25 protein-coding genes are annotated in these 25,821 nt (G+C 44.7%); all 25 read left to right on the top strand.

Annotated elements, in window-relative coordinates:
- Positions 1 to 133: 133 nt before the first annotated feature.
- The 25 genes from BJR36_RS14730 (at position 134) to BJR36_RS14615 (ending at position 25,756) form a co-directional block, all read left to right on the top strand.
- The gene (locus BJR36_RS14730; RefSeq protein ID WP_091235736.1) at positions 134 to 676 is read left to right on the top strand and encodes a hypothetical protein; all 543 of its coding nucleotides are present in this window, start codon (positions 134 to 136) and stop codon (positions 674 to 676) included.
- Complete coding sequence (locus BJR36_RS14725) at positions 673 to 1,062, top strand: hypothetical protein (protein WP_091235734.1); 390 nt, start codon at positions 673 to 675, stop codon at positions 1,060 to 1,062. Before BJR36_RS14730 ends, BJR36_RS14725 begins: the two co-directional genes overlap by 4 nt.
- Before the next feature lie 31 nt (positions 1,063 to 1,093).
- Positions 1,094 to 1,945, top strand: coding sequence for a hypothetical protein (locus BJR36_RS20775; RefSeq protein ID WP_242875591.1), 852 nt, complete (start codon positions 1,094 to 1,096; stop codon positions 1,943 to 1,945).
- 15 nt (positions 1,946 to 1,960) lie between these two features.
- Positions 1,961 to 3,991: an InlB B-repeat-containing protein gene (locus BJR36_RS14715; protein ID WP_091235732.1), complete on the top strand. Its 2,031-nt coding sequence runs from the start codon at positions 1,961 to 1,963 to the stop codon at positions 3,989 to 3,991.
- Between the two features lie 232 nt (positions 3,992 to 4,223).
- Positions 4,224 to 5,228 carry a DUF5688 family protein gene (locus BJR36_RS14710; RefSeq protein WP_091235730.1) on the top strand — a complete coding sequence of 335 codons (1,005 nt, stop codon included), beginning with the start codon at positions 4,224 to 4,226 and terminating at the stop codon, positions 5,226 to 5,228.
- Between the two features lie 14 nt (positions 5,229 to 5,242).
- Positions 5,243 to 5,371, top strand: coding sequence for a hypothetical protein (locus BJR36_RS20925; protein ID WP_278276593.1), 129 nt, complete (start codon positions 5,243 to 5,245; stop codon positions 5,369 to 5,371).
- Positions 5,343 to 5,882 carry a JAB domain-containing protein gene (locus BJR36_RS14705; protein WP_091235728.1) on the top strand — a complete coding sequence of 180 codons (540 nt, stop codon included), beginning with the start codon at positions 5,343 to 5,345 and terminating at the stop codon, positions 5,880 to 5,882. Before BJR36_RS20925 ends, BJR36_RS14705 begins: the two co-directional genes overlap by 29 nt.
- A gap of 4 nt (positions 5,883 to 5,886) precedes the next feature.
- On the top strand, positions 5,887 to 6,873 hold the full coding sequence (locus BJR36_RS14700; protein ID WP_091235726.1) for a DUF3991 and TOPRIM domain-containing protein: 987 nt from the start codon (positions 5,887 to 5,889) through the stop codon (positions 6,871 to 6,873).
- 367 nt (positions 6,874 to 7,240) lie between these two features.
- Complete coding sequence (locus BJR36_RS14695) at positions 7,241 to 7,576, top strand: plasmid mobilization protein (protein ID WP_330387948.1); 336 nt, start codon at positions 7,241 to 7,243, stop codon at positions 7,574 to 7,576.
- Positions 7,563 to 9,029, top strand: coding sequence for a relaxase/mobilization nuclease domain-containing protein (locus BJR36_RS14690; RefSeq protein ID WP_330387947.1), 1,467 nt, complete (start codon positions 7,563 to 7,565; stop codon positions 9,027 to 9,029). Before BJR36_RS14695 ends, BJR36_RS14690 begins: the two co-directional genes overlap by 14 nt.
- A gap of 36 nt (positions 9,030 to 9,065) precedes the next feature.
- Positions 9,066 to 10,214: a hypothetical protein gene (locus BJR36_RS14685; RefSeq protein WP_091235723.1), complete on the top strand. Its 1,149-nt coding sequence runs from the start codon at positions 9,066 to 9,068 to the stop codon at positions 10,212 to 10,214.
- 10 nt (positions 10,215 to 10,224) lie between these two features.
- The gene (locus BJR36_RS14680) at positions 10,225 to 10,644 is read left to right on the top strand and encodes a hypothetical protein (protein ID WP_091235719.1); all 420 of its coding nucleotides are present in this window, start codon (positions 10,225 to 10,227) and stop codon (positions 10,642 to 10,644) included.
- Positions 10,645 to 10,666: 22 nt separating this feature from the next.
- Positions 10,667 to 11,857, top strand: coding sequence for a PcfB family protein (locus BJR36_RS14675; RefSeq protein WP_242875590.1), 1,191 nt, complete (start codon positions 10,667 to 10,669; stop codon positions 11,855 to 11,857).
- A 1-nt stretch (position 11,858) separates the two neighbouring features.
- The gene (locus BJR36_RS14670; protein ID WP_091235717.1) at positions 11,859 to 14,066 is read left to right on the top strand and encodes a VirD4-like conjugal transfer protein, CD1115 family; all 2,208 of its coding nucleotides are present in this window, start codon (positions 11,859 to 11,861) and stop codon (positions 14,064 to 14,066) included.
- A 116-nt stretch (positions 14,067 to 14,182) separates the two neighbouring features.
- Positions 14,183 to 14,515, top strand: a complete 333-nt coding sequence (locus tag BJR36_RS14665) for a hypothetical protein (RefSeq protein ID WP_408605724.1) — start codon at positions 14,183 to 14,185, stop codon at positions 14,513 to 14,515.
- A gap of 61 nt (positions 14,516 to 14,576) precedes the next feature.
- Positions 14,577 to 15,419: a hypothetical protein gene (locus BJR36_RS14660; RefSeq protein ID WP_091235713.1), complete on the top strand. Its 843-nt coding sequence runs from the start codon at positions 14,577 to 14,579 to the stop codon at positions 15,417 to 15,419.
- A gap of 16 nt (positions 15,420 to 15,435) precedes the next feature.
- Entirely contained in the window at positions 15,436 to 15,834 is a 399-nt protein-coding gene (locus BJR36_RS14655) for a PrgI family protein (protein ID WP_091235710.1), read from the top strand.
- A gap of 17 nt (positions 15,835 to 15,851) precedes the next feature.
- Positions 15,852 to 18,236: a VirB4-like conjugal transfer ATPase, CD1110 family gene (locus tag BJR36_RS14650; RefSeq protein ID WP_091235708.1), complete on the top strand. Its 2,385-nt coding sequence runs from the start codon at positions 15,852 to 15,854 to the stop codon at positions 18,234 to 18,236.
- A 63-nt stretch (positions 18,237 to 18,299) separates the two neighbouring features.
- Positions 18,300 to 18,599 (top strand): transposase, encoded by a 300-nt coding sequence (locus BJR36_RS14645; protein ID WP_139133560.1) that lies wholly within the window; start codon positions 18,300 to 18,302, stop codon positions 18,597 to 18,599.
- Between the two features lie 123 nt (positions 18,600 to 18,722).
- On the top strand, positions 18,723 to 20,474 hold the full coding sequence (locus BJR36_RS14640) for a C40 family peptidase (protein ID WP_091235738.1): 1,752 nt from the start codon (positions 18,723 to 18,725) through the stop codon (positions 20,472 to 20,474).
- A gap of 67 nt (positions 20,475 to 20,541) precedes the next feature.
- A complete protein-coding gene (locus tag BJR36_RS14635; protein ID WP_091235704.1) occupies positions 20,542 to 20,979 on the top strand; it encodes a hypothetical protein in 438 nt (145 codons plus the stop codon).
- 664 nt (positions 20,980 to 21,643) lie between these two features.
- Positions 21,644 to 22,483, top strand: coding sequence for a MurR/RpiR family transcriptional regulator (locus BJR36_RS14630; protein ID WP_091235702.1), 840 nt, complete (start codon positions 21,644 to 21,646; stop codon positions 22,481 to 22,483).
- A gap of 16 nt (positions 22,484 to 22,499) precedes the next feature.
- Complete coding sequence (gene rpe / locus BJR36_RS14625; RefSeq protein ID WP_091235699.1) at positions 22,500 to 23,183, top strand: ribulose-phosphate 3-epimerase; 684 nt, start codon at positions 22,500 to 22,502, stop codon at positions 23,181 to 23,183.
- On the top strand, positions 23,171 to 24,700 hold the full coding sequence (gene xylB / locus BJR36_RS14620) for a xylulokinase (protein WP_091235697.1): 1,530 nt from the start codon (positions 23,171 to 23,173) through the stop codon (positions 24,698 to 24,700). The genes rpe and xylB overlap by 13 nt, the downstream gene beginning before the upstream one ends.
- Positions 24,701 to 24,757: 57 nt before the next feature.
- The gene (locus BJR36_RS14615) at positions 24,758 to 25,756 is read left to right on the top strand and encodes a substrate-binding domain-containing protein (protein WP_091235694.1); all 999 of its coding nucleotides are present in this window, start codon (positions 24,758 to 24,760) and stop codon (positions 25,754 to 25,756) included.
- Positions 25,757 to 25,821: the final 65 nt, after the last annotated feature.

The raw sequence follows: 25,821 nt of genomic DNA, 5'->3' as shown, positions 1-25,821 counted from the left end.
ATAAACGAACAGCATTGCTTTTCCATCCGGTCAAGGGGGGCGTAACAAATCAATACATTACGTGGTGGCAATCCCACGAAAAAAATGATTGACCCGAAATTTATCATAAGTGTGTTGGGAGGCGGTATGTAAGATGAAAATTATCGTTCAGGAATATGGTTCGGCCATACTTGCAGTCATGACAGCGATGCTGGTTATTGGAATCCTGTTTGGCTTGTCTGTCTCAGACAGGAATGGAATCTTAGAAATTGCCGGAATATCAGCAGAAAAAGAAGAGGTGGATTATACATCCTATAGTGATTTTGATGCAGTGGCCGCCTGGCACAGCCGGACAAAACCTGAAGCGGCCTATATTCCAGCCTTTGGAAGGTTCTTTGCAGGTGAAGATGTGGGATTTCTGGAGCGTTATTATGCGAAGGATATGGAAGGCGTAATCTACCTGATGGATGAAGTGATCCTTGCAGAGTTGTTCACAAATGATATGTCTGGTAAAATCCTGGATATCAGAAAAGCAGATGGAACGAGTGTCATGAACGCTTATTCAGAGGCTGACGGAAGCATCCATTTTCCAAATGCAGGAGTTTACGAGGTCTATTTTCAGATCAGGGACAGGGAAAACCTGACCAGCGTCTGGAAGATACCGATTGCAGTGGATGAAAGGAGAGGGCAGCTATGAAAAGTGTGTTTTTAGGATTCGGCATCACAGTCTGTTCTATCCTGTCCATTGTCATCGTCATGACACTTTGTGGAACCAGCATAAGGCAGAATGAACTGAATGATGCGGTAGACAGCGCGTTAATGGATACGGTCGAAAATCAGTTTGAAGATACGGCATATTCCGTAAACAGTAATGAGGAGTTTGCTACTGATTTTATGGATGCCCTGCTGGTTCAGATCAATTCAGACAGCACGGTCATGGTAAAGATCCTTGATGTGGATTATCAGAAGGGTCTGTTATCCGTTGAGGTGACAGAAACGTATCAGCATCCTATTGGAACAGAAGGACAGGTATCCATAAAGCGAACGGTTATCATGGAGCAGTATACAGTGCCCGTCAGTTAACGGGAATGAGAGAGTCGGGAGGAGGGTTTATATGAAAGAACAATTGAAAAGGTTATGGAAGGAACACAGGAAATCGATGATTGCAGTCTTTGTCTTGTCTTCGCTGGTTGTTGGCACCCTTATCTATAACAGTCTGGATTCAAAAGGAAATTCAGAAAAGGTATTGGCAGATACAGATGCCGTAGAGGAGCAAATAGAAGAGGCGACGCCTACATCATTAGAAGAACCTGCGGCTGAGGCAGAAGAGGCTACAGCGGTCGATGAGAAGGCCACGATAGAGGAAGCGGGAGAGCAAGAAGAGCCAGCAGAAATGGAATCCATTATAGCAGGTAAGATGACAGCGAAACCAGTTACGGCGGATAAGAGCACCACAAAATCCGAACCCCAAGCTTCTGACGAGATACAGGCAACAAATCAGGAGAAGACGGCCGGAAAGCAGATTTCAGAACCTGCAACAGTTCCAAACACGGAACCGGCAACAGAACCAGTTCAGCCAGTGCCAGCGCCGACAGCAGTTCCGGTACAGGAAAACAAGTATGTTCCAATCTCGGAAGGGTGGAAAGACTCCAGGTCAGCCAAGGGCGATATTACATCCGCACAGAAGGCGGATCTGGACAGCATGATTGAAAGCTGGAAAAATGAAGCAGTATCAGATGCAGAACTGCAGGACCGAATCATGAAATATCTTGACGAGCAGGGAATTGCTTATATGGAAGTCAGTGTTACCAGCAAGGGATATGCATTGTATGATGTGATACCGGAAATCGAGCTGCGAGATGGCGGCAACCTGTATTCCTTTGTAGGGACGTACAGTACAGGAAAGCAGAATCCGGATGGAACCGATAAGACGGTATGCTATAACTGGTCAGTATTTGTTTTTTAGGAGGAAGTGAATAGAATGAAGAAATTATGGAAAACAGGCTTGTTCAGTCTGTTTTTCTTTTTGTCCATAGTCGGAACATCTGCAATGGCTCCTCGTCAGGATGTAATGGCCGGTAACTTTGACAATGCGGTTACGTTTTATAATTCATACGGATCTTCAATTGTCTTTCAGGATGGGTATTTCTATTATGCGACAAAGGGAAAAGCGGCGAATACAAGCAAAAACACGACCAACTGGGGAACCATCGGCTATCGTATGAAAGTGACGACCAGCTCCCAGTCATCATACATCTATTTCAATTTGTCAGGATATACGGTGGAAAATGTGAACGAGATATCATCCGGCGGCTATATCTACGATTTGTATAGAATAAATCTCAGTTATGTGAAGTCAAAGCTGGCACAGACGAACCGTACGGCCTTCAACGAGTTTATACTAAATGGCGGGTATCTGGTGGTAGACAGCTGCATGATAACCATCAAAATCGATAAGTACGGAAACCGTACGAACAGCGGTTCCATGGATGATTACGGCAACTTCTGGGGGAATGTCTATACGGATTACAATGGAATCGCAAAGGCTGCACCATGGGGCAATCCGAGCTCTCTGCACAATTATTTCAATAAGGCCATAAATTATGTGACGGAATTAAAGTCAAGGCAGACGGTATATGTAAGGTATCAGGATGCAGGCGGAGGTTATGGAGGATACAGTGCTGTAATCAATCGGGATTATGTGTATGGGGAAACGGTATCATGGTCAAGGGACGAAGATGACTGCTATAATCCCGCAAGCATTTCATATACCGCGAAGCTTGATAAGACCTCCTATGTTTCGGTAACCAGGAAGCAGTATGGGCAGAATGTGTATGTGAAGTATCAGGATACAGGCGGGAATTATAACGGGGAATGGACATTGGCAGAGAGTCGGAATCTGTATTATGGATCTGACTTTGAATGGTTTTATGCAGGAAGTGACTGCTACAATGCGGGCTTCGTCAGCAGGTATACCGTAAAGGGACAGAAGAATCATTATGTCTATATTGCAAGAAAGAAGTATACCATCGGTGTAAAGGGGGGAACAGGGATTGAAAGTGTATCAGGTGGAGGCAGTTATTACTACGGCGCAAGCTGTACGGTTGACGCATCAGTGAAAACAGGATATTCATGGGCCAACTGGAGCGGGACTTATAGTTCCAGCAACAAAAGGTATACCTTTACAGTGGTTGGGAATGTAGATTTAAGAGCTAATGCAGAGGCAAACGCCTATCATATTGTATTTCATCCCAATGGTGGAAGTGGAACGATGGAGGCGCTGACCTGCAGATATGACCAGGCATCTACACTGCCAGCCATGAGCTTTGAACCACCATCCGAATCATGTGTTTATCTTGGCTGGCATACCGACCAGAATGCCTTTTCGGCAAGCTACGCAGAAGGACAGCAGGTTCAGAATCTGACAAGTGTGAATGGAGATGTCATTCATCTATATGCGATTTGGGATTATGCGCCGGAACTGATATGCAGTGACCGGTTCTTTACTTTATACGAAGCGAATCACGGCGTGATTACCGAAGCCGAGCTGCTGAGAACTGCAAAATCTACAGACAGAGAAGATGGGTCAATAGAAATCATGGTAAAGGACTATTCATCCGCAGCATTCATTGATTTGAGCGGGTCTGGAGAAATCGTGATTACCTACACCGCGACAGACAGCAGGAAGAATATGATAGAGAAACAGGCAAAGGTCACGATAGTTGATACAGATGTTACCAAAGAAGGGCCGATGGATTTTGATGGGAATAAGCAGTATGCAAGATTCATTGATTCGAGTTATTATTTGGAGCTGTATGAAAATGGTGGGCTGGAACCCACTTCAAAATGGAGAAGTGGTGTGACTTACAATAATACCTTGGCGGCAGCTATGAGCAATGTGAAAGGTGAGGATGGGAAATGGTCGCATGTGGTGCAGACAAGGGAGTTTACCAAAGAGGATATTGATCATGTGAAACAGCATCTGAAAAATTCAGGGGATTTCGAAAAGTAGTTCAGCACTTTTCCTATTCTGTTATGATGTGCTGAATTGTTTCGTTAATTGAGCCAGACGACTCTGGCTTTTTTTGTACCCATTTTGAAAGGAGTATAATCAGATTGCAAAAATACAAACGCCAGAAGATTCCGCCATAGCAGGATCAGTCAGAACTGAATAGCAACCAACCACCCCGGGAGATACAAGCCAAACTGTATCTCCCTTATTTTATTTTCAGGAGGGAAAATTCATGATAAATTACGAATTATTCAAAAAAGCAATAACAGAAAGGATATTGGACTACATGCCGGAAGAATACCAGAATAGCCAAGTGGACATCCATTCTATATCCAAAGTAAACCAGACGCTTGACGGACTCCATATTGTCCCATTGGATGAAAGAAGCACCCTAGCGACACCGACAATCTACCTCAATTCCATGTACGAGCAGTATCAGGCGTGCAATGACATGGACAAAGTATTAAGGGAGGCGGCGGATTCCATCGAAAAAGCAATCCAACAGGCTCCGGATGCTTTCAGCATGCTTAATTTTGACAGCGCAAAAGATAACATCATCATGCAGCTGGTGAATACAGAGCAGAACAAGGGGATGCTTGAAAACATGCCTCACCGTGCGTTTCAGGATCTATCCATCATCTATCGCTGGCTCATAGATGTAGATCTGGAAGGGATTTCGAGCACCATGGTCAATACAATGCTGGCTGAAAAATTGGGCATGGATGAAGAGCAGCTGTTCCAGGTGGCGCAGGTGAATACAAAAATCCTGCTTCCGCCAACCATTAAGTCCATGAACGAGGTCATCAGGGACATGTTTATGAAGGATGGTATGCCGGGAGATCTTGTAGACATGATGATTGGTGAAATGCCGGAGGACAGGGTGATGTATGTGATCTCCAATGAAAGGGGAGTAAATGGTGCAGCTTCCATGCTTTACGAAGAAGGGCTGCATGGATTGGCAGAAAAACTGGACTCTGACCTTTATATCATGCCTTCATCTGTGCACGAAGTGATTGCCGTGTCGGTCAATGCGGGAAATCCAAACGAGCTGGCCCAGATGGTAGCTGAGATCAATATGGATCAGGTATCTCTGGATGAAAGGCTTTCCAACCAGGTCTACCACTATGATAAGGATCTGAGAAAGCTCAGCCTTGCAACAGATACTCCCAACAAGCGGCTGGATGGAATCGTTGCGGAGCCGAAGCTGGTATATGATTCCAAAAACCAGTTCAGATAAGATGGAGGGATTTGATGGAACAGGAAGCAACTATGGAAAAAATCATTCAGCTTATTAAGGAAAGCAAGGGCGATTTCATCGTTCATGTCGAGTTTGGAGAGGAGGCTGATCGGTATGCCAAGGAAGAAGACATTCAAACTTGATGTGATTTCAGTCAGGCTTGTTAAAGATGCTCCAATCTTTTCGGAGCATCGGATCAGCAGCCCTCAGGATGCCGTAGATGTGATAGGGAAGCAGCTTTGCGAGATGGACAGGGAGGTGTTGTGCGTCATCAATCTGAAGGCGGATAGTACTCCGATCAACTGCCACTTTGCAAGCATCGGCGCCCTGACTGAGGCGCTGGCACATCCGAGAGAGCTGTTCAAAACAAGCATCCTGTCTAATGCCGCCCATATGATCCTTCTGCATTGCCACCCATCCGGATCGCTTCAGCCATCCAAGGAGGATACAATCATGACGGACAGGATGATCAAGCTCTGCGGCCTTATGGGAATCCGGCTCCTGGATCATATTATTGTGGGCGGAGATAACAGCCGGTATTTTAGTTTCCGGGAAAAAGGGATACTGGCAAATCCGAACCATATCTTCCAGACGGATTACAACTCCCTTGATTTTGAAATCCCGATGGTCGCAGAGAAAGAAAAGAAGAGGTGAGATTATGGAGCGGTTTTCGGAAGAAGAGCTTGCAATTGCAAAGAGCATCGATCTGACAGCGGTGGCAGCAAGCCTTGGATATACCGTAAAGAGGGTGGGAAGGTACCATACCTTGACGGAAATGGATTCAGTCAGGATCTATGAGAAAAGCCACTGGTTCCGTTGGTCCAGACAGTATGACAAGGGAGAAAATGGAGGTTCCCAGATTGACTTCTTAAGGGTGTTCTGTGGGATGGACGTAAAGGGAGCCGTTTTCTGGCTCCTTGATTTTGCGGGCTATCAGAGAATGGATTCCCAGGGCAGAGTAGCTCCTTTGAAGCATCAGTTCCCGGCAAAGAAAGAGGAGAGAAAGCAGTTTTCTCTTCCTGAGCCGTCATCCGGTAATTCCGATCTTAGGACCTATCTGAACCGGGAGCGCGGTATCTCACATGCGGTTATCGATTATTTTCTGAATAGGGGACTAATCTATGAAGCAAGGCATTACCACAACATTGTGTTCAAGGGAAACGACAGGAATGGGGTTACGAGATTTGCCAGCATGAGAGGGGTATTCGATCAAGATGGGAAGGGCTTCCGATGCGACGTGGCAGGAAATGACAAACATTATGGATTCAATGATGTGAACGAAAACAATACAAAGCTTGTGGTATTTGAAGCAGCAATTGATCTGATGAGCTATGCGGATATTCATATGGATTTTGAAACGAACAAGCTTGCATTGGGAATGCTGGCGGATGCGCCTCTTGAAACGTTTCTGGCGGAGTATCCGCAGATTACCGCCATACGGTTCTGTCTGGATAACGATGCACCAGGAAGAAAGGCGGCGGAAAATCTGATGGAAAAGTACTACGGAAAGGGTTATGAAGTGGAAGACTGTCCGCCGCCTGCCGGCTTTAAGGATTATAACGAATGGCTGCAGGCCGCCAGACTGGTCAGATCTATGGATGAAGAATCCGTGAGTGAGCAGAAGTCACTCAAATCAGCAAGGTGAGTGATAAAAGGTCACTCACAGGGCCGAAATGAGTGACTGGGAGTCACTCACAAGCTGGGGATTGTATTTACCCATGTGTTTTTGTGAGTGATATACAGTCACTCAAAATGGGCAGGTGATTGCAGAAAAGTCACTCACAAGCCAAAAATGAGTGATAAATAGTCACTCACGGAGTGTATCAGGGGGTTTTAGGGGGAGAATTCCACCTAACAAGAGGCATCAGGGCGGTGACGTCGCTGATGCGTATCTTGCCCCACACGGGTATCCATCCAGGCAGAGGAAGAAGAAAGGGAATTTTATCGAAATACGGATAAGGAGGTGCACAGAACGCAATGGATAAAAAGGCAGATAAGAAAGGGCCGGTGAGATGATGGCAGATAAAGTCCACACGGTAAGAAAAACCTTAAGACTCAGGCCGGAAGAAGCAAAAGCCTTAGAAAGAAGAGCAAGAGAAGCAAAACTTAGCGAGGCGGAGTATCTGCGGTTTCTTCTCAGCCAGAAGCCAAATGATTATCCGGAAATCCGAATGCTTTTAAAGGAGCTGATCAATGAAATAAATCATATCGGCATCAATATCAATCAGGTCGTCTTCAATAACAATTCCGCACTGTATTCGGCAAGGGATAAGGAGCTGCTGACAGCCTATATGAGGAAGCTGAATATATCCGTGAATGAGGCGGTGGTCCGAATTGGCAATCAGTAAGATTTTATATATGAAGGACAGCGGCTCCTCCTACCATGGGAAATCCCTTAAGAATGCCATCGACTACATTGCCGATGGGAAAAAGACCCAGGGAGGAAGGCTTGTCCAGAGTTTCAACTGTCTGCCGGATGCAGCATTCGAGCAGATGAAACAGACCAAACAGAAATTCGGAAAGGCGGACAGACGGCAGGGCTATCACCTGATTCTGTCCTTTAAGGAAGGGGAAGTGGATGCAGATACTGCCATGGAGATAACGGGAAAGTTTGCACAGGAATATCTCGGAAAAGAGTACGAACTGATTTATGCCGTGCATGACAATACCGATCATTGCCATTCCCACATCATCTTTAATAGCGTCAGCTTCCAGACCGGAAAGAAATACCGCTATGAAAAGGGAGACTGGGCAAAAGAAATCCAGCCTCTGATGAACCGCCTGTGCAGGGAATATGGCCTATCGGAGCTGGAGTTTGAAACTGGAAAGAAACAGGACCGTCAGGAAGTGCCCGAATGGAACGTGAGGCGGGACGGCCGGTTTGTATGGAGCAATATGATAAAGCGGGATCTGGATAGCTGCATTCTGCAGGCGGCGTCCTTTGAGGGATTCCTGGATCTGCTGGCAGAGAAGGGGTATGAAATCAAAAATGCGCCAGGTGAAGGTGCAGGGAAATATCTTGCCATCAGGCCGCCGGGAATGGGCCGTTTTAAGAGGTGCAAGTCCTTAGGAGAGCGCTATTCAGAGGAAGCAATCCGAGAGAGGATAATGACGGAAGCCCTGACTTCCTATCAGCCAAGACCAAAGATGACAGAGCCTCATATTTTATTCTGCAAAGTGAAGCGATATCGGAAAGCAAAATGGTCAGGCCTGCAGAAACGGTATTTTACAAAACTGTACCGGACCGGAAAGCTGAAGAAGAAGCCCTACAGCCAGGCTTGGAAATACAGGGATGATATCAGGAAGATGCATTTGTTGCAGAAGCAGTACCTGTTTCTGGCGCGGCATGACATCCATGACCTTGCAGAGCTGACTTTCGCAGCTGAAGACCTTGAGAGCAGAAAACGTATGGCTTCAAAAGAAAAGAGCCAGGTATATAAGGCTCGAAGCAAATGCGGATCGCTTTTTCGTATCGCGGGCCAGATGAAAGAGCTGCGGGAGTGTGAGAACTGTTTTCAGAACGGAGACCATTTCTTTGAAAAGGAGCATGAGCAGTGGGAGGAATTGTCGAAACAGCTGAAGCAGGAAGGCTATTCCTATGACGAGACCGAGCAGCTGAGGACATACTACCGAAGCAGGTATTCCGAGGTCAGCGAAAGGGAGAAGGCAATCTACAAAGAATGGAAGGTTGCAGAGTCCATTTTAAAGGATTTTACTGCAGAAGAGCAAGAATTGAAATTAGAAGCAGACAGAAAACGGACAATGGAAGACAGAATAGCAGAGAAGCAGCCAAAACGTTAGGCTGTTATTTTTTTGCGGATAAAAGGAGGACAAAATATGAACCAGGAACAGAAGACAGTTGCAAAGAAGCGGAATGAAGAATATGTCAGAACTTTAAGGGAAGTCGGGCGGGTAAAAGAAGAAGTGATTGCGCTTATTGAGGAAGACCTGCAGTCTGGACTTACCATAGAGCAGACAAACCGCTATAAGCAGCCGGATATGGACATCAGCCAGATGAGGATCTATTCTCAGTGCCTGCGGAAGGGGTATCCGGATGAGGTGGTTGCCGTACTTGCAAATAAGAAGATGAACGGCTATCAGATGGCTGTGGCGCTAGAATTTTACGAAAAGGGCGTCCCATTAGAACAGATCAAGGCGGTCGTGGACAGGGATGATTCGCCGTCAGCAATGGTGGAAGCCTACCGGTCGGTATTGGAAAATCTGGACAGGATAGATCCGGAAACGACAGAGAAGGCAGCCGAGGCAAAGGAGTTTGAAGAATCAGGCGAAATAAGAGCCTTGCTGGAAGAAATCCGGAGCGTTGTCTCAAAAATCGATTGTCAGGAAAAGCGTTATGATGTCCTGAATGACAAACTGAAGAGCCTGGCAAGTGCCGGGAAAGATGAGAAAGAACAGGTTGACCTGTTGAAATCCATACAGAAGAAGGACCGGATGCTGGAAGAGATGCAGGATAAGATCAGCCAGGCTGATGCGACTATTGCCAGACTGCGGGGAGATCTTGAGGAAAAGGAAAGGGATATAAGGAAGATGCAGAGAAAAGCGGGTGATTCAAAAGAGGCAGCGCCATCGGATAACATGCAGCCAGCTGTATCAGAGGGAATGCAGGAAGCGCCAGGGGCACAGGTTCCATATGTATATGGAATTCCGGCTTTTTATCATCCGGCTTTCGTGGATACAAGAGGACATGTGATTCAGACGCTTCTGATGGAACGGGCAGAAAAGAAGACAAGCGGAGCATTGGCTCTGCTTTCAAAGCTGGCAATCAGGAAGAGGTCCAGACAGGATCTGGTGAAACTGGTTGCAGGCGGCGAACTTGTGAAAGAGCAGCTTGTTATGATCCGCACTGCCATCGAAAAAGGGCTGAAGGAGAATCAGCTTGTGGAGCTGATCAACAGCAGGCTTCCTGCAGAGAACATGCAGGAAATCATTGAAATTGCTGTTCTGGAAAACAGCATGGATTATTAGGAGGACAGAAATGAGTTTAAAGGGAATCAAAGAAACCGTGGGGCTGGTGGATGCCCATTTTCAAAATCTTTCAAAGGAAGAGAGGGAGTTTATCTTCCAGTTCGCATTTCAGACAGATGATACGGAGCTCATTGGTCTGCTGGTTCAAGAGCTGGCTGCAACGGATAAGGATTCAGAGGAAATCATAAGAAAATACGAAGCAATCTGCGATGAGAAGCCGGAGTGGATCAGACGGGTTGAAAACCTTCTGGTCGCACTTGAAATGTACCGGATTGAGGAAGAGAAGGCAGTCAACCGTCTGGCGGCTATTCTGAGCGCCTATGGGATGGATGTGACCGAAGAGGAAATCCGGGGAATGGATACCGGAGACATTAAAGACAGGGTAAAGAAGGAAGTCATTATTGACAGGAAGGAGGCAGGCCGGAATTAGAGCATAGGGTTTGAACAAAACTATGCTCAAAAAAATTCCGGTTAAGATTATGGCAGAAGAAATTCAGGAAGCGGTACAGATTATCAGGGTAGCATATGAAGGGATTGAAATCGCAATGAAAGTCGGAAGCGGCGGCATCGGAGCCATGCAGAAGGCAGTGGAGTTCCTGAAGGGCATGCTCGATTATGAGAAGACCCTTGGAAGGACGTCCATGAAAAAACTTCTGATGAAAGGCGGAGATTTGCAGATTTTCCAGTTCCAAAGCGATGAGATGAAAAAGGTAGAGAAGATGGCAAAGAAATATGGAATCCTTTATTCGGTACTGCCGGATATGAAGAAACAGGATGGATTATCAGAAGTCATTTTCCACTCAGAAGCAGTTCCGAGAGTCAATGGGATGATCCAGAGAATGAAGTTCGGTAAGATTATAACGATCGATGATTATCTGCAGAACGGGAACAAGAAGGGGCAGGGGAAACTGCAGGGTTTTTTTCGGGAACAGAAACCGGGAAATGATAAGTCTCTCACAGGAGAGGATTCCAGGGCAGATGAACAGATAGAAGGTCTGATTGAACAGGTCGGGCTCTTCGCAATCGGAAAGCCAGGCATCAGTGCCAATGCGGTAAATGAGGAGTTCGCTATCGGGAAGGAGCAGGCAGAAGATGTGATCAGGAAGCTGGAAACCATCGGTGTTCTGGATCACGGAGATGCAGACGGACTATATAAGGCCATCATGGACAAGGAGGCATTCATAAACCGCATCAGAGGGTATCAGGATTTGGAAGAACGGATAAGAGCTGTATCGGCTTCCAAGAACCTTGACCTGATCGATGTTGCCATCAGCAGGGAACTTCTTGTAAAAGAGAGGGAAACGGCAATCAAGACAAGGGTGCCTGGAACTTTCGGGCAGGACGCAAGATATATCTGGATTCCCAAAGAAAATATTCTGGAAATCAATCAAAGAAAAACGATGCTGACTTTTCTGGACAGAACGAAGCAGTATAAGCTTTACGATGAAGAGAACCGTGTCGTCGGCACCATGAAGGGGGAGGACCTGTATTCCAGGCATTATGACAGGGTGGAGCCAGCCGTCAGGGAGCAAAACAAGAAATCCATGAAGCAAGAGAAGGCAAAAGTACCGGAAGGACAGAAATTCATGAAGCCGCAAAAGACCAAATCTCCGGAGACATTCAAGGTCGAGAAAGGAAGATAGCATGCAGACAACAAAGAAGAAGCCATCGGTCCTGTCAATCCTGTTAGGAGCGATTCTGTCGGGATACGGTGGATATCTGATAAATGGTGCATGGAAAGAGGGAATGGATATCAATTCATTTCTGGAGAGCTTTCAGGCAGTGTGTCAGGAGCCGATGGCGGACTATCTGAACCCGAACACAGCCAAAGCAGTGGGCATCGCACTGGCCGTTTATGCCATTGCCGTCGTCATGCATTATACCAGTCAAAGGAACTATATGCCGGGAAAAGAGTATGGAACGGCTCGTTTTGCCAATGTGAAGCAGATCAATAAGGTTCTTGCAGATAAGGACAGGGATTTCAACCGAATCCTGAGCCAGAATGTAAGGATGAGTTTAGATACCAGGCATACGAAACTGAATAATAATGTCCTCATCATTGGCGGTTCAGGTGCAGGAAAAACGTTCTATGGCGTCAAACCGAATCTGATGCAGATGCCCCATCGCTGCTCTTTTATCGCTACAGATCCCAAGGGAGAAATCCTTAGAAGCTGTGGACAGATGCTAAAGAACAACGGATATAACGTCAAGGTAATCAATCTTTTAGAGATGGACAAGTCCGACTGCTATAACCCGTTTTCCTATATCCGGGAGGAGACAGACGTTATAAAGCTGATTACCAACCTGATAGCCAATACGACCCCGAAAGGAAGCACATCTTCCGATCCATTTTGGGAGAAGGCAGAAAGCCTGTTCCTGCAGTCCATCTTTTATTATGTGTGGATGGAGGAGAAGCCGGCCGGGCGGAATTTCGAAACAGTCCTGAAGCTGATCGGGGAAGCGGAAGTGACAGAGCAGAACAAACAGTCAAAGCTCGATGCAAGGATGAAGGCTCTGGAAGAGAAGTCGGCGCTTGGAGCAAACCATCCGGCAGTGAAGCAGTACAGCAAGTGCATGCGCGGTGCAGGAGATACGGTCCGCTCTATCATCATCAGTGCCAATTCCAGGCTTGCCTTCCTGGAGAATAAGCAGGTACTACGGATCTTATCGAAAGATGAAATGAACATCGCAGAGCTTGGGATTGGAGTAAATGGCGACGGGGAAACAAAGACCGCTTTATTCTGTGTCGTTCCGGATTCGGACAAATCCTACAATTTTGTTATCGGCCTCCTCTATACGCAGGTATTTCAGGAACTTTACTATCAGGCAGATTTTAACTGCGGAGGCAGACTTCCGATTCATGTGACTTTATTGCTGGATGAATTCGCCAATGTCGCACTTCCTGATGATTTCTGCTCCCTGTTATCGACCATGCGAAGCAGAGAAATCAGCAGTGTAATCATTATCCAGAACCTGGCCCAGATCAAGGCTTTGTTTAAGGATACATGGGAGACCGTACCAGGCAATTGCGATACGCTGGTATATCTTGGGGGAAATGAAGTCGGAACCCATAAGTATATATCAGAGCTGCTTGGCAAGGGCACAATCGATAAACGTTCCACCGGAGAGACAAGGGGAAAACAGGGCAGCGCAAGCAGGAATTATGACGTTCTGGGAAGAGAATTATTAACGCCGGATGAAGCAAGAAAGCTGGATAACAAGAAGTGCCTTATCTTCATCAGGGGGTTCGATCCTATCCTGGATAACAAGTATGTGCCGTTTGCACATCCGGCCTTCGACCAGACCGCAGATGGGAAGGGAGAGGTGTACGTGCACCGTGCTTCAGGGAGAAGCAGTCTGCTTGGTCCGCCTTTTGAACTGCTGTCCCCCAAAGCTTTGAGGCATTATGAAATGCGGAAGGAAAGAGGGGAAAATATCTATATCGATGAGGTGACCTGCGAGGAGTTCATGCTGCTTGGCGATGCAGAGCTGGGAAGCCGTTTTGCTTCGATAAAGGAATCCATTCAAAAGGAACAGAGGAATTCAGCACAAAAAAAAGGACTGAGGTACGCCGAAGAAAACAGGGATGAAGTGAGTAAGGGAAAGGCGGCAGGAAAGGCCAATAATTCGGATGCAGAAGCAAGACATCAGATTACAGGGGCAGATACGATTACGAAACGAATGATCAGCTGGAAGTATTCGCAGGAGCAGAAAGAAGAGCTAAGGCTTGCATTTGCCGCAGGAATGCCCAAAGAGGATATTCTGGCATACTTTTATCCGGATGTCCCGGTGGAGCAGATGCGTGAAATCAGGGAAAACTATGAGGCAGATGGGAGCAGTTTCCTTCGATAGAGGAAGCAGCAATAAGGAGATATAAGTGCCAGGTGGATGCATCTGGTTCTTCTATGCTCCGATTTTAATGAAAAGGAGATCGAAAAATGAGAAAGAGTGAAGATGTGGTAAAAACAATGGAAACGAGGACGGCTCCCCATTTTGCAAAGTGCAAAAGAAGGGTGCAGACGGCAGCGGCAGGATGCCTGATGGCGGCAAGTCTCATGACCGTACAGGTGTCTGCGGCATCCGGAACTTCTGTGGTAACACAGCCGCTGGATAACTTGAAGACACTGGTGATTTCCGTAATCGGTGCAGTAGGTGTCATTATACTTGCAAAGAACGTCATGGAATTTGCACAGGCATACCAGCAGCAGGATTCCTCCACCATGAACTCTGCTTTAAAGGGTATCGTGGCGGGTATTATGATGGCGGGCATATCAACGGTATTAAGCTTCTTAGGATTCTAAGATATCACAGAGAGTGCCTGGGCAGGATGGCCCGGGCGTTATAGAAATGAGGTGAGGTTATTTGGATATATTCAAACTTGGAGAAAAAATCCTCGATTTGCTTGAAATCGTATTCGGTTTCTGGAACAGCCAGGTATCACTGGTGTTCTCCCTGCTTGGACAGTCCCCAGTAAATTTCAAAGGAGGAGGTCCATGGGCAGTGATTGAGAATATCGAGCCAGTCTTTGTGGCAGTCGGATCGTCCCTGGTCGTGCTGTTTTTCGTAATCGGATTCTGTTCAGAGAGCGTTGACATCCGGGAGGAAATGCGGTTTGAGGCGATTCTTAGAATGATGATCCGCGTCGCCCTTGCAGAATGGCTGGTAGTAAATAATGTGACGATCCTGAAGGCATTTTTCACATCGGCAGGAAATCTCATCAGTCTGCTGTCAGCAGGGAACACGGCTATACTGACTATTGACAGTATCCAGGCAGAGACAATCAGGAATCTTGGATTTGGAGAAAGCCTGATCATGCTGATACTGGCGACGATGCTGTCCATGATTATCATTATCTGTGGCTTTTTCCTGATCTACACTGTGTACTTCCGGTTTTTAAAGCTAATGATACTTGTGCCGATGGGAGCAATTGCTTTTTCAACTATCGGAGGGAATCGCGGCGTCAGCCACACGGCGGTTTCCTACTTCAAATATTTTCTGTCCGTTGTGTTTGAGGCAGTTTCAATGGCCCTTGCAATCATCGTCTGCAATGCCTTTCTTAGCGCCGGTCTGCCGGAATTCACGGACAGCTATGCGGGGTGGGCACAGACACTTATTTATCTGTGCGAGATGACATTTACCATCGCACTTACGGTAGGCAGTGTGAAAGGAGCACAGAATCTGACAGCCAAGGCATTCGGATTGTAGAGAGGAGGAAACCAACATGGTAATTGAAATAAACAAAGACATTGACAGGTACCAGGAATCAGTGGTGATGGGATTAACCGCCAGACAGATCTTGTTTTCCATGGTTAGTCTGATCAGCGGGGCAGGTCTGATACTGGTGTCGTATCGCCATATCGGACTGACAGCAGCTTCTTATGTGGCCGTTCCGGTCGTCGCTCCCATCGCATTAGGAGGCTACTATTCTTACAACGGAATGGGCTTCTATGAAGTGATGGGAAGGAAGCTCCGATTTGCCTTTGCGAATAAGGTGTTAGCCTATGCATCGACGGAAGGGGAGGCAGCCATCCGGGAGTTCGGGCAGGAGACTGTAAATAAACCAGAAAATAAGGCCAGAAACCAGGAACAGTTCTGGGCTTTTGTAAAGAGAAAATCATAGAAAGCGAGGGAAAACAGATGGGATTATTCTTTTCAGATGGATTCAGGGAACTGAAAAAGGCAAGCGAGCCATTATACCGCACCCCAAGGTCCATCCAGGAAACCATTGAAATCATGGCGGTAGCAGAGAATGGCATCTTTGAGGTGGCTAAGAACCGCTATTCCAAATGCTACCGCTTTCAGGATATCAACTACACAACTACGAATGAGGAAGAACAGATCAATATTTTTGAACGGTACTGCAGGTTCCTGAATTCCATGGACTGTAATTTTAAGATTACAATCAACAATAAGAACAAGAACATGCAGGATTTGAGAAGGCTTGTTTTGATACAGGATCAGAACGACGGGTATAATCACTTCCGAAAAATCTATAATGATATCATCGAAGAGAAGATTGTGGAGGGAAAACAGGGGATTGAACAGGAGAGATATCTGACCGTTGCCATTGTCCGAAAGAATTTTGAGGAGGCGAAAGCACAGTTTGCGACATTGGAGGCGGCCATCCATAAGGCATTCGAGGAACTGGGCGCAGCGATTGTTCCGTTATCAGGAAATGAAAGGCTGAAAGTCCTTTATGACTATTACCACTTAGGGAATGAGGGAGAGTTCCAGTTCAACCTGAAGGAATATAAAACCATCGGCAGCGACTTCAAGAATGATTTGTGCAATGGGATGGTGAAATACTATCCGGACCACTTCGAGGATGAACGGAAATACTGCAGGACACTGTTTGTAAAGAAATATCCGAGCAGCCTATCCGACAGGTTCCTCAATGAAATCACGTCCCTCCCGGTACATTCCATAACCAGCATCGATGTAGTGCCGATTCCAAAGGAGCTGACGACAAGGATGCTGCAAAAGAAGTACCTCGGAATCGAGTCGGATATCATCAGACAGCAGAGAGTCCGGAACAAGAACAGTGACTTCTCATCGGAAATCTCATATGCGAAGAGGACGGAGAAGAAAGAAATCGAGGCAATTATGGATGATGTGCGGGAGAATGACCAGTGCTTATTCTATGCAGCGGTCACGATTATCCTGATGGCAGATACAAAAGAGGAACTGGACAGCATCTCGGAAACGGTAGAAACCATCGGGAAGAGGAACGGCTGCAGCATAGAGACACATTTCCTACGACAGAGAGAAGCACTGAATACCGCGCTGCCAATCGGAGTCCGACAGGTGGAAACCATGCGGACCATGCTTACCCAGAGCCTTGCGGTCCTAATGCCTTTTAATGTGCAGGAGCTGAACGATATCGGCGGCAATTATTACGGCATAAATCAGGTGTCCAGAAATATCAATATCGGAGATCGAAAGAAGCTGATCAATGGGAATGGGTTCGTATTCGGCGTTCCGGGATCCGGCAAATCCTTCTTTTGCAAGATGGAAATGGGGTCGGTATTCTTAGGAGGCAAGGATGAAATCATCGTAATCGATCCCACACACGAGTACTTTGACATTGCCCATACGTATGGGGGAACCGTAGTGAACATGTCAACGTACACGGATAATTATGTGAACCCGCTGTCCTTGGACGTATGGAACCTGGACCAGAATGATTCGAAAGGCTGGATTCGGGAAAAGGGAGAATTTATGCTGGGGCTCTGTGAACAGTGCATGGGAGACACACTGAATTCCAGGCAGAAATCAATCATTGACCGCTGCGTCAGGAAACTGTACGTTGACATTGCGAGGAGCAGCGAGAAATTTATCCCGGTCATGTCGGACTTCTATGAGCTTCTGCTTAACCAGCCGGAGGAAGAAGCGAAGGACATTGCGCTGTCGCTGGAACTCTTTGTCAATGGCTCACTGAATATCTTCAACCATCAGACTAATGTGGATGTGGAAAACCGCTTTACGGTATATGGGATTCGGGATCTTGGAGCAGAGCTCTCGCCGGTAACCATGCTCATCATGATGGAGTCCATTCAGCAGAGAATCGTGGAGAATGGAAAAAGGGGCAGGGCGACCTGGCTTTATATCGATGAGTTCCATGTACTGTTGAATTCCGAATACAGCGCAAAGTATCTGCAGCAGTTATGGAAGAAGGTAAGAAAGCAGGGCGGGCTCTGCACGGGAATCACCCAGAACCTGGTGGACCTTCTACAGAACTATACGGCAACGACCATGCTCGCTAATTCTGAGTTTGTGGCGTTGCTGAAGCAGGCGAATACGGACAGTTCCAGAATGACGGAGGTGATTGGCATTTCCGAAGCACAGCTCCGGTTTGTGACCAATAGTTCATCTGGAATGGGGCTGATCAAGTGCGGTTCCGTTGTAGTTTGCTTCGATCACACAATCAGCAGGCAGACGGCGCTGTATCATCTTTATAGTACTAACATCCACGAGAAAATTGCGGAGGAGAAAAGCAGAACCGTATCGCCAATGGAAGGCTAAAGGATTTTCATCGTTGATTTGTTGTGGTATATTGTGATCAGCAGGATAGAAAGGATGAGTGGAATGTCCAGAAAGAATCATCAGATGGTGGGTGGCAGACTGCTTCAGACCAATAAGCGTTATTCCCAATTAAAGGAACGTCAGAAGGAAAAAATCGGGCTGTGGATGTACGAGGCAACCTATGAGTTTTACAAAGAACACAGAGATCTGCCAAAGGGAAAGGCCCAGGAAGAAATTATTCGGAGCGTGTATGAGCATATTGAGGAGGCAGGTATTTGGATCCCGTTTTATGAAGTGAAAAATCGATATCACTCAAAACTGAACACGATTCTGAAACACTGCAAGAGGGAATTGCAGGAATAATAAGCCGCTACCATTGTCTATGCCATTTCAGGATAGGGGATAGAAGCAGGAAATACCAGAACAAATATTGATGTAGAAGAAGCATTCAGGCCATGAACCTGGATGCTTTTTTTAGGAAAAGAGGTGAATAAACTGAAAATAAAAAAGATAGATGACAAGCCAATAATCATCCATATCAAAAAGAAAGCTAGACTGCATCTGCATGAACCTAGGGATGTCGGAACGAAACACGCAGATAAGATGAGGACACCTGGATATACCAGCCATACCAGGCACATGTTCCGAACTGGGTTGTTCCGAGGAGGGGGTAAATCGGATAAGGATCTAAAGCAGTTTGACAAGTCAAAGAAGGAATGCATAAAACTTGCAGGAGCTATCGGGGCAAAAACTTTCACAGATCAGATGGAAGGAGGGGAGGATGTCCAAAAAGCAGCAGGAATTGCTTATGGCACGGCCGGAATCCTTGCTGGTACTGCTTCAAGGGGTACAGGACTCTTTCAGAAGAATGGACTTTCGGAAAGAAAGGGTAAGCTTAAGAAGGTGGAAGCTGAAAAGAAAATCGCCGGTAGCCATGACCGGAAAGCGGTTATTCAACCAGCAAGACCAGTGGTGAGAAAAGCGGTCAAAGAACCAGTAAAGACAGAAACGAGGGTTGGTTCCAAAACGACAGGAACTTTTGTGGCAATGGATAGAAGCCGTAAACTCAAGTTCTTCCTGGATAAGATGAGGGCGGAAGAAAATCAGAATGATAATTTCGGTAAGTTTGTGAAAGACAGGATAACCGGTAAGGTGATGGTTCTTGGTAAGGGGGCTGCAATCTCTGTTCTCGGGGGTTTGATGGCTCTGCTCCTGCTGAGTGCTGTCGCAGCTATCCCTGTGGCTGCTGTTATTGCAGTTGTTTACAATTCGCCTTTTGCCGCTTTTCTTCCGCCATTAGACGAAGGGGATACGGTCATGTCAGCAGCTAAGAGATACGAAGCAGATTTTAACCAGGATGTTATTAAGCTGGCAACAGAACATGCCGGATATGATAGCGGTAAAGTTATTTATGTCGATTATGAGGGAACAGCAGCACCATCAAATTGTTATGACGTGCTTGCTGTTTATATGGTGAAGTACGGAATCGGAGACATGGCAGCTGACATGAACGAATTATCAGAATTAAGGCTGAAAGCGGTCTTTGATGATATGTGCTCATATACGACTTCTGCCGCTATGGAAACCGTCGAAAATGAGGACGGTACCATGACGACCAAAACTGCTCTACATGTAAATATCAGCCTGAAAACCTATCAGGATATGGTCTCTGTGTATGGATTTTCAGGTTATGAAATTGAAATGCTGGAAGAAATCATGAGTCCGGAGAATCTGGTTTTGTTAGGGTATCCAGATGGAACAGGCGCCAGCATGGAAGGAGCGAATACGGTATCCGAATTGTCAGTAAGCCAGAAAGCTGAGATAGTCAGCGGAATCACGGATCAGAAGGCAAAGCAGGCAGTATCCTTTGCGCTTTCCAAAGTGGGATATCCGTATAGCCAGGCTTACCGTGACAGTGGAAGCTATTACGACTGCAGCTCGCTTGCCTACTATTCCTGGAGGGCAGCAGGCGTGGACATCAGTTTTGGTGGAGCAACAACGGCAGCGGCAGAAGGGCAGGGATTGGAAGAGGCGGGCAAGACAGTGACCTATGAAGAACTGCAGCCTGGAGATTTGATATTCTATAGCTACTGCAGCAATGGACGATACAAGGATATCAGTCATGTCGCGGTTTATGCGGGAAGTGGGAAAGTGGTTGAAGCGGCAAATGAAAGAATCGGCGTCGTGTACCGTGATGTGCCAAATCCAGGCAGTATCGTGTTGATAGGAAGACCATAAATAAGAGAGAGAAAACAGGGAAGCGGGGCCATAATGGTTTCCGCTATTCTACATGGAGGAAATTGATATGAACAAAGCAATAAAAAATGAAATTTTAGGAAATATGGAATTTTTGATGAAAGAGCTTCATAGAGAGTGGGGACAATCCAGAACAACAAAAGCGACGATAAGCATAAAAATCGAAGAAGCGCCGGAAGTAAAGCGGATAATTCAGGAGAAGATTGCAATACAGCAAGTACAATTGGAAAGAGGGGACATCTCCTTTAAAGAAGGGATCCGTCTTTCCAGAGAAAATTATGTGTTGTTGCGTCTTGTTTGTAAGATTATAGATAAAGAAAATGAAATGAACGAAAAGGGGATGGATTTTGAATTTGCTGTGTCTCTTGATAAGGAGGAGTTGAAATTATTCAAGGAAATACTTGGGTCAAACTTACCAAACAAGATTACGAAAAATCCTGAAGAAAGAAGTGAAGAATTAGGTAAAGAGGGTTTCGTTAACAAATGAAAATAATTCTCGATTTGCATAGCAGATTTGAAGAGGTGAAGTTATTGATGCTGAGGGCATAAATATTCTTTTTAGTCATAGATAAAGTATCCAAACTGAAGTGGTTTTTGTTGCTTCGGTTTGGAGGTTTACATAAACTTGGGATGTGGGAGGGGGTATTGATGGGGAGTAGCAAAGGTGAAAAAATGATGAGTTGCTAAGAAATAGAAAATTTTACCAAGTACTTAGTCACGGCAGGAATGTAAAAGTCTTATCGTCTTTTTAATTAGGAGTGGAAATCACTAGGCAGGGTGACACCAGACCTTTGTCAATAAATATAAACTTCGCTAATAATGTATTGTGGGGTATTAAGAAAGTATATCCACCATACCAAAAAGTAAAAAAATGGATAACTGCTTATTGAAATATGCGTAGGAAAAGTCAAAATACTTCATTTATATTTTTAGAAATGAAGTATTTAAGCTTTTTTTTATTCCGAAATGAAGTGTCAAAAACATAAAAATAGATAAAATCAACAAAAAAGCGTATGAAAAACAAGGACTAAAGGTATAAATAAGACGTTTATTACAAAAAAAATTGCATATATTTACTTCAATCATACAAAATGATATATTTTATTCAACAAATAACTTTACAAAACAAAACAGAAAATGGAGTGCACGCTATGAATGATTTGTTTGTACGAATTAGATTTTTATTACCATCTCTGCCAAGAGCAGAAAAAGCAATAGCAGAAGCATTATTAGAAAATCCAGAAGCAATCACACATTTAACATTGGCTGAAATTGCAAGGGAATCTGGAAGCAGTGAGGCATCAATTATTCGGTTCTGTAAACGGATGGGTTATTCCGGGTATTCGTCGTTAAAAGAAGAGTTTATCAGAACAATCGCAAATGGAACTGAAGTCGAATCGGAAGGAATTGAACTTTCGGATAGTATGACAACAATACTGAAAAAGGTATATCAGAGCAATGTTCAAACACTAAATGATACTTTGGTTTTGGCAGACGAAGGATATGAAAAGGCGCGTAACGCTTTAATAAAAGCCAGGTCTATACATTTTTTTGGAGTGGGCGATGCATTTGCAGCATGCCAACTGGCATTCATGAAATTTAGTCGATTAGGAATTAATTGCACAGCACACAGTGATACAATGCTACAACTTGTTGTCGCGGGGAATATGACAGAAGATGATGTAGCAATTGCAGTATCTTATGAGGGACGATCTAAAAACATTGTGGAATGTATGAAAATTGCGAAACAAAATGGAGCAACAACAATTGCCATTACAAAAATGAATAAATCACCACTGCTGAGAGTTACAGATATTAGTTTATTTATTGCTGTTAATGATCTGACGGTTGGAAGAGATAAGGTTACAAGAAGAGTTGCTGATCAATTTATATTAGATGCTCTGTATTTAGGATATGCTACAAAAATTGGGAATAATCATATGAAGCAGTTAAAAAAAATACAGGATGCAATTGATCAAAATAAAATTTAGTCAGGAGATAAGTAATATGAATAAAATAGCGCCATCCTTGTTGGAGGCAGATTTTAAATGCCTTCAAAGACAACTGGAACAAATGGAATCGGCTGGAGCGCATTATATACATATAGATGTTATGGATGGAAATTTCGTCCCAAATCTTTCATTTGGCTTTGCAATGTTAAAGAGCATTCGGACCGACACAAATCTTGTTTTTGATGTTCATCTTATGATTAAAGAGCCAATCCGCTTTGTGGATCGCTTTAAGGAAGCAGGAGCTGATATTATAAGTGTGCATTATGAAGCTTGTGAGGATGTCAAAGAGACAATTGATTATATAAAACATATTGGTTTAAAGGCGGGAATTGCAATAAATCCATTTACAAGTCTGGATGCGTTGGATGATGAAATATTGAAAAAGGCAGATGTAATACATCTCATGACCGTTAAACCGGGAATTGCGGGACAAAAGTTTATTGAAACATCTATTGATAAAATCAGAAATTTAAAGAAAAGATTGGAAAGCCTCAATATAGAAAGGGACATTGAAGTAGATGGAGATATTAATGTACGTAATTTAGCAGATGTTTTAGCGGCGGGTGCAAACGTAATTGTATCAGGAAAAGCACTATTTCAAGGTGATATTCGGAGTAATATTAATGAATTTAACGCGATTATTGAAAAAGTACAGGAGGACGCATCATGCCGTATTTAATAGGGATTGACTTGGGAACAAGTGCAACAAAAACAATAATGATTGATGAAAATGGAGCGATTGTAGCATCTGCATTGCAGCAATATCCAATGTATCAGCCTCAGAATGGATGGGCGGAACAAGACCCATCAGACTGGAAAGATGCTGTTTTGAAAACGATAAAAGAAGTGGTGGAACAGGCAGGTGTGGAAAAAGAAGAAATTCTGGGGATTGGTCTTTCGGGTCAGATGCATGGCTTGGTTATGTTGGATGAAAAGAACGAACCTATTGGAAAATCAATTATCTGGTGCGATCAAAGAACAGAAAAGCAGGTAAAGGAAATGCACGAAATACTGCCATTATCCAAATGGCTGCAAATAACAGCGAATCCGCCACTTGCAGCATGGACGGCTGCCAAAATTTTATGGACGAGAGACAATGAGCCTGAAAAATATCAGGTGTGCAGGCATATTCTTCTTCCAAAAGACTATATCAGACAGGTTCTTACAGGTGAATTTGCAACAGACGTATCGGATGCTTCCGGAATGCAGCTTTTAGACGTAAAAAACCGATGCTGGTCAGATGAAATATTGAATGCACTTCATATTGATAAGAATTTGCTTGGAACAGTCCATGAATCGCAGGAGATAACGGGGACGGTAAAGAAAGAAATTGCAGATATATGTGGATTAAGCGATAAAACCATAGTTGTGGCAGGAGCAAGCGATAATGCGTCAGCAGCGATTGGCACAGGAGTAGTAAATGACGGAGAAGCATTTACTACAATAGGAACATCTGCAATAGTGTATACACATTTGGATTCCTATAAAGAGATACCAGAAGGCAGCTTGCATATCTGCTGTTGCGCTGTTCCGGGATGCTGGCACACAATGGGAGGGCCGCAGTCAGCTGGATTGTCATTAGAGTGGTTTAAAAATAATTTCTGCACAGATTATGATGTGGAAGCCGAAGAGCGGGAGATGGATGTATATTCTCTTATGAATGAAAAGATAGACCGAGTACCTATAGGTAGTGACAAATTAATATTTTTGCCATTTTTAATGGGAGAAAGAACGCCACACATGGATCCTAAATACAGGGGTGCTTTCCTTGGACTGAATGCGGTTCATAAAAAGGAAAATTTATTGCGTGCAGTTATGGAAGGAGTCAGCTATTCTCTGGCCGACTGTAACAATATTCTTAAAAGCATTGGAACGGTCGTGAATTCGATGAGAGTGTGTGGCGGAGGCAGCAAGAGTCCTGTATGGCAGAAAATAATGGCGGCTCTGTATGATTGCGACATAAAAACACTGAAACAGGAAGAAGGTCCAGCCTATGGAGCTTGTATTCTGGCAGGTGTGGCGGCCGGGGTATTTGAAAACATACAGAAGGCTTGTGAAGAATTTGTAAAAGAAGATAAGACTATATATTGCAACAGGAACGATATGGAAAAATACAAGAAATACCATAAACTATATGACAGGTTCTATGAAGCTTTAAAAGATGAGTTTGGATTACTGGCTGATATAGATGAATAAATACTAGGAAATTAATTATTTCAAATAATTAATATAAAAACCAGGAGGGAAATTAGTATGATGAAAAGAAAGTTAGCAATGGTAATGGCGGCAGTTATGACAATCGGTTTACTGGTTGGATGCGGAAGCAAGACAACAGAGAATGCGTCAACAGACACGGCAGGCGCAACTGCGGAAGTGGAGGCATCAGATTCGGCAGGCAAAGGTGGAAAAACTTTCGGAATTACCTATTGGATAGAATCTGATTTTTTTAAGACAGTAGCGGATTCTATTACAGAACAGGCAGAAGCAGATGGAAATAAGACAGTTGTTGTGGATGCGCAGCAGGATAGCACAAAACAGATTCAGATCATCGAGGATTTTATAGCGCAGGGTGTGGATGCAGTATTTTTAAATCCGGTAGATCGTGACGCAATTGAGCCGGCGCTTCAAAAATTAGATGAAGCAGGAATCCCGGTTATCAACTTTGATTCAGCGGTTGCAAATCTTGATCTTGTAGATGCATATGTTGCAACAGATAACAAACTGGCAGGAGTTCTGTGCGCAGAGGCTATGATTGCTGATCTGCCAGAGGGTGGAGATATTGCAGTGCTGAACTACCCGGCAAACAGTGCGTGTATTGATAGGGAAGCAGGATTTCTTGAAACAATTGAAGGAAAAGGATTTAATATAGTTGCGACCTTTGATGCAGAAGGTACTGTAGAAAAAGGTCAGAATATTACAAGTGATATTTTACAGGCCCATCCGGACATCGTAGCGATTTTTAGTATTAATGACCAGGCAGGTATGGGTGCATATGCGGCCTTGACGACGACAGGGACAAAAGCAAATATCTATGGAGTTGATGGAGCACCAGAAGCAAAACAGGTAATCGCCAAAAATGGTATTTATAAAATGACAGCAGCACAGTCACCAATCAAAATAGGTGTTGAATGTTACAAGGCAGCGCAAACCCTTGCCGCAGGAAAAGAACTGGATAACTTTCAGATTAATGTTCCGGCATTTTCTATTGATCAGACAAATATCAAAGAGTATTTAAGTGAAGGTTGGCAGTAAGAATAACAGAATGTTGGGGGTGAATCATAATAAGAGGCACCCCCTCTTTTATAAGGAGATAGGTA

It is taken from the genome of Anaerobium acetethylicum (assembly GCF_900096945.1).
In the GTDB taxonomy this organism is placed as follows: Bacteria; Bacillota; Clostridia; order Lachnospirales; family Lachnospiraceae; genus Anaerobium; species Anaerobium acetethylicum.
The sequence above is the reverse complement of the archived record's forward strand: the minus strand, read 5'-3'. Positions and strand labels throughout refer to the sequence as shown.

What these genes read in the sequence shown, in the direction of transcription:
- BJR36_RS14730 (WP_091235736.1), top strand. Translation starts at nt 134, where the DNA reads ATGAAAATTATCGTTCAGGAATATGGTTCGGCCATACTTGCAGTCATG.
- BJR36_RS14725 (WP_091235734.1), top strand. Translation starts at nt 673, where the DNA reads ATGAAAAGTGTGTTTTTAGGATTCGGCATCACAGTCTGTTCTATCCTG.
- BJR36_RS20775 (WP_242875591.1), top strand. Translation starts at nt 1,094, where the DNA reads ATGAAAGAACAATTGAAAAGGTTATGGAAGGAACACAGGAAATCGATG.
- BJR36_RS14715 (WP_091235732.1), top strand. Translation starts at nt 1,961, where the DNA reads ATGAAGAAATTATGGAAAACAGGCTTGTTCAGTCTGTTTTTCTTTTTG.
- BJR36_RS14710 (WP_091235730.1), top strand. Translation starts at nt 4,224, where the DNA reads ATGATAAATTACGAATTATTCAAAAAAGCAATAACAGAAAGGATATTG.
- BJR36_RS20925 (WP_278276593.1), top strand. Translation starts at nt 5,243, where the DNA reads ATGGAACAGGAAGCAACTATGGAAAAAATCATTCAGCTTATTAAGGAA.
- BJR36_RS14705 (WP_091235728.1), top strand. Translation starts at nt 5,343, where the DNA reads ATGCCAAGGAAGAAGACATTCAAACTTGATGTGATTTCAGTCAGGCTT.
- BJR36_RS14700 (WP_091235726.1), top strand. Translation starts at nt 5,887, where the DNA reads ATGGAGCGGTTTTCGGAAGAAGAGCTTGCAATTGCAAAGAGCATCGAT.
- BJR36_RS14695 (WP_330387948.1), top strand. Translation starts at nt 7,241, where the DNA reads ATGATGGCAGATAAAGTCCACACGGTAAGAAAAACCTTAAGACTCAGG.
- BJR36_RS14685 (WP_091235723.1), top strand. Translation starts at nt 9,066, where the DNA reads ATGAACCAGGAACAGAAGACAGTTGCAAAGAAGCGGAATGAAGAATAT.
- BJR36_RS14680 (WP_091235719.1), top strand. Translation starts at nt 10,225, where the DNA reads ATGAGTTTAAAGGGAATCAAAGAAACCGTGGGGCTGGTGGATGCCCAT.
- BJR36_RS14675 (WP_242875590.1), top strand. Translation starts at nt 10,667, where the DNA reads ATGCTCAAAAAAATTCCGGTTAAGATTATGGCAGAAGAAATTCAGGAA.
- BJR36_RS14670 (WP_091235717.1), top strand. Translation starts at nt 11,859, where the DNA reads ATGCAGACAACAAAGAAGAAGCCATCGGTCCTGTCAATCCTGTTAGGA.
- BJR36_RS14665 (WP_408605724.1), top strand. Translation starts at nt 14,183, where the DNA reads ATGGAAACGAGGACGGCTCCCCATTTTGCAAAGTGCAAAAGAAGGGTG.
- BJR36_RS14655 (WP_091235710.1), top strand. Translation starts at nt 15,436, where the DNA reads ATGGTAATTGAAATAAACAAAGACATTGACAGGTACCAGGAATCAGTG.
- BJR36_RS14650 (WP_091235708.1), top strand. Translation starts at nt 15,852, where the DNA reads ATGGGATTATTCTTTTCAGATGGATTCAGGGAACTGAAAAAGGCAAGC.
- BJR36_RS14645 (WP_139133560.1), top strand. Translation starts at nt 18,300, where the DNA reads ATGTCCAGAAAGAATCATCAGATGGTGGGTGGCAGACTGCTTCAGACC.
- BJR36_RS14635 (WP_091235704.1), top strand. Translation starts at nt 20,542, where the DNA reads ATGAACAAAGCAATAAAAAATGAAATTTTAGGAAATATGGAATTTTTG.
- BJR36_RS14630 (WP_091235702.1), top strand. Translation starts at nt 21,644, where the DNA reads ATGAATGATTTGTTTGTACGAATTAGATTTTTATTACCATCTCTGCCA.
- rpe (WP_091235699.1), top strand. Translation starts at nt 22,500, where the DNA reads ATGAATAAAATAGCGCCATCCTTGTTGGAGGCAGATTTTAAATGCCTT.
- xylB (WP_091235697.1), top strand. Translation starts at nt 23,171, where the DNA reads ATGCCGTATTTAATAGGGATTGACTTGGGAACAAGTGCAACAAAAACA.
- BJR36_RS14615 (WP_091235694.1), top strand. Translation starts at nt 24,758, where the DNA reads ATGATGAAAAGAAAGTTAGCAATGGTAATGGCGGCAGTTATGACAATC.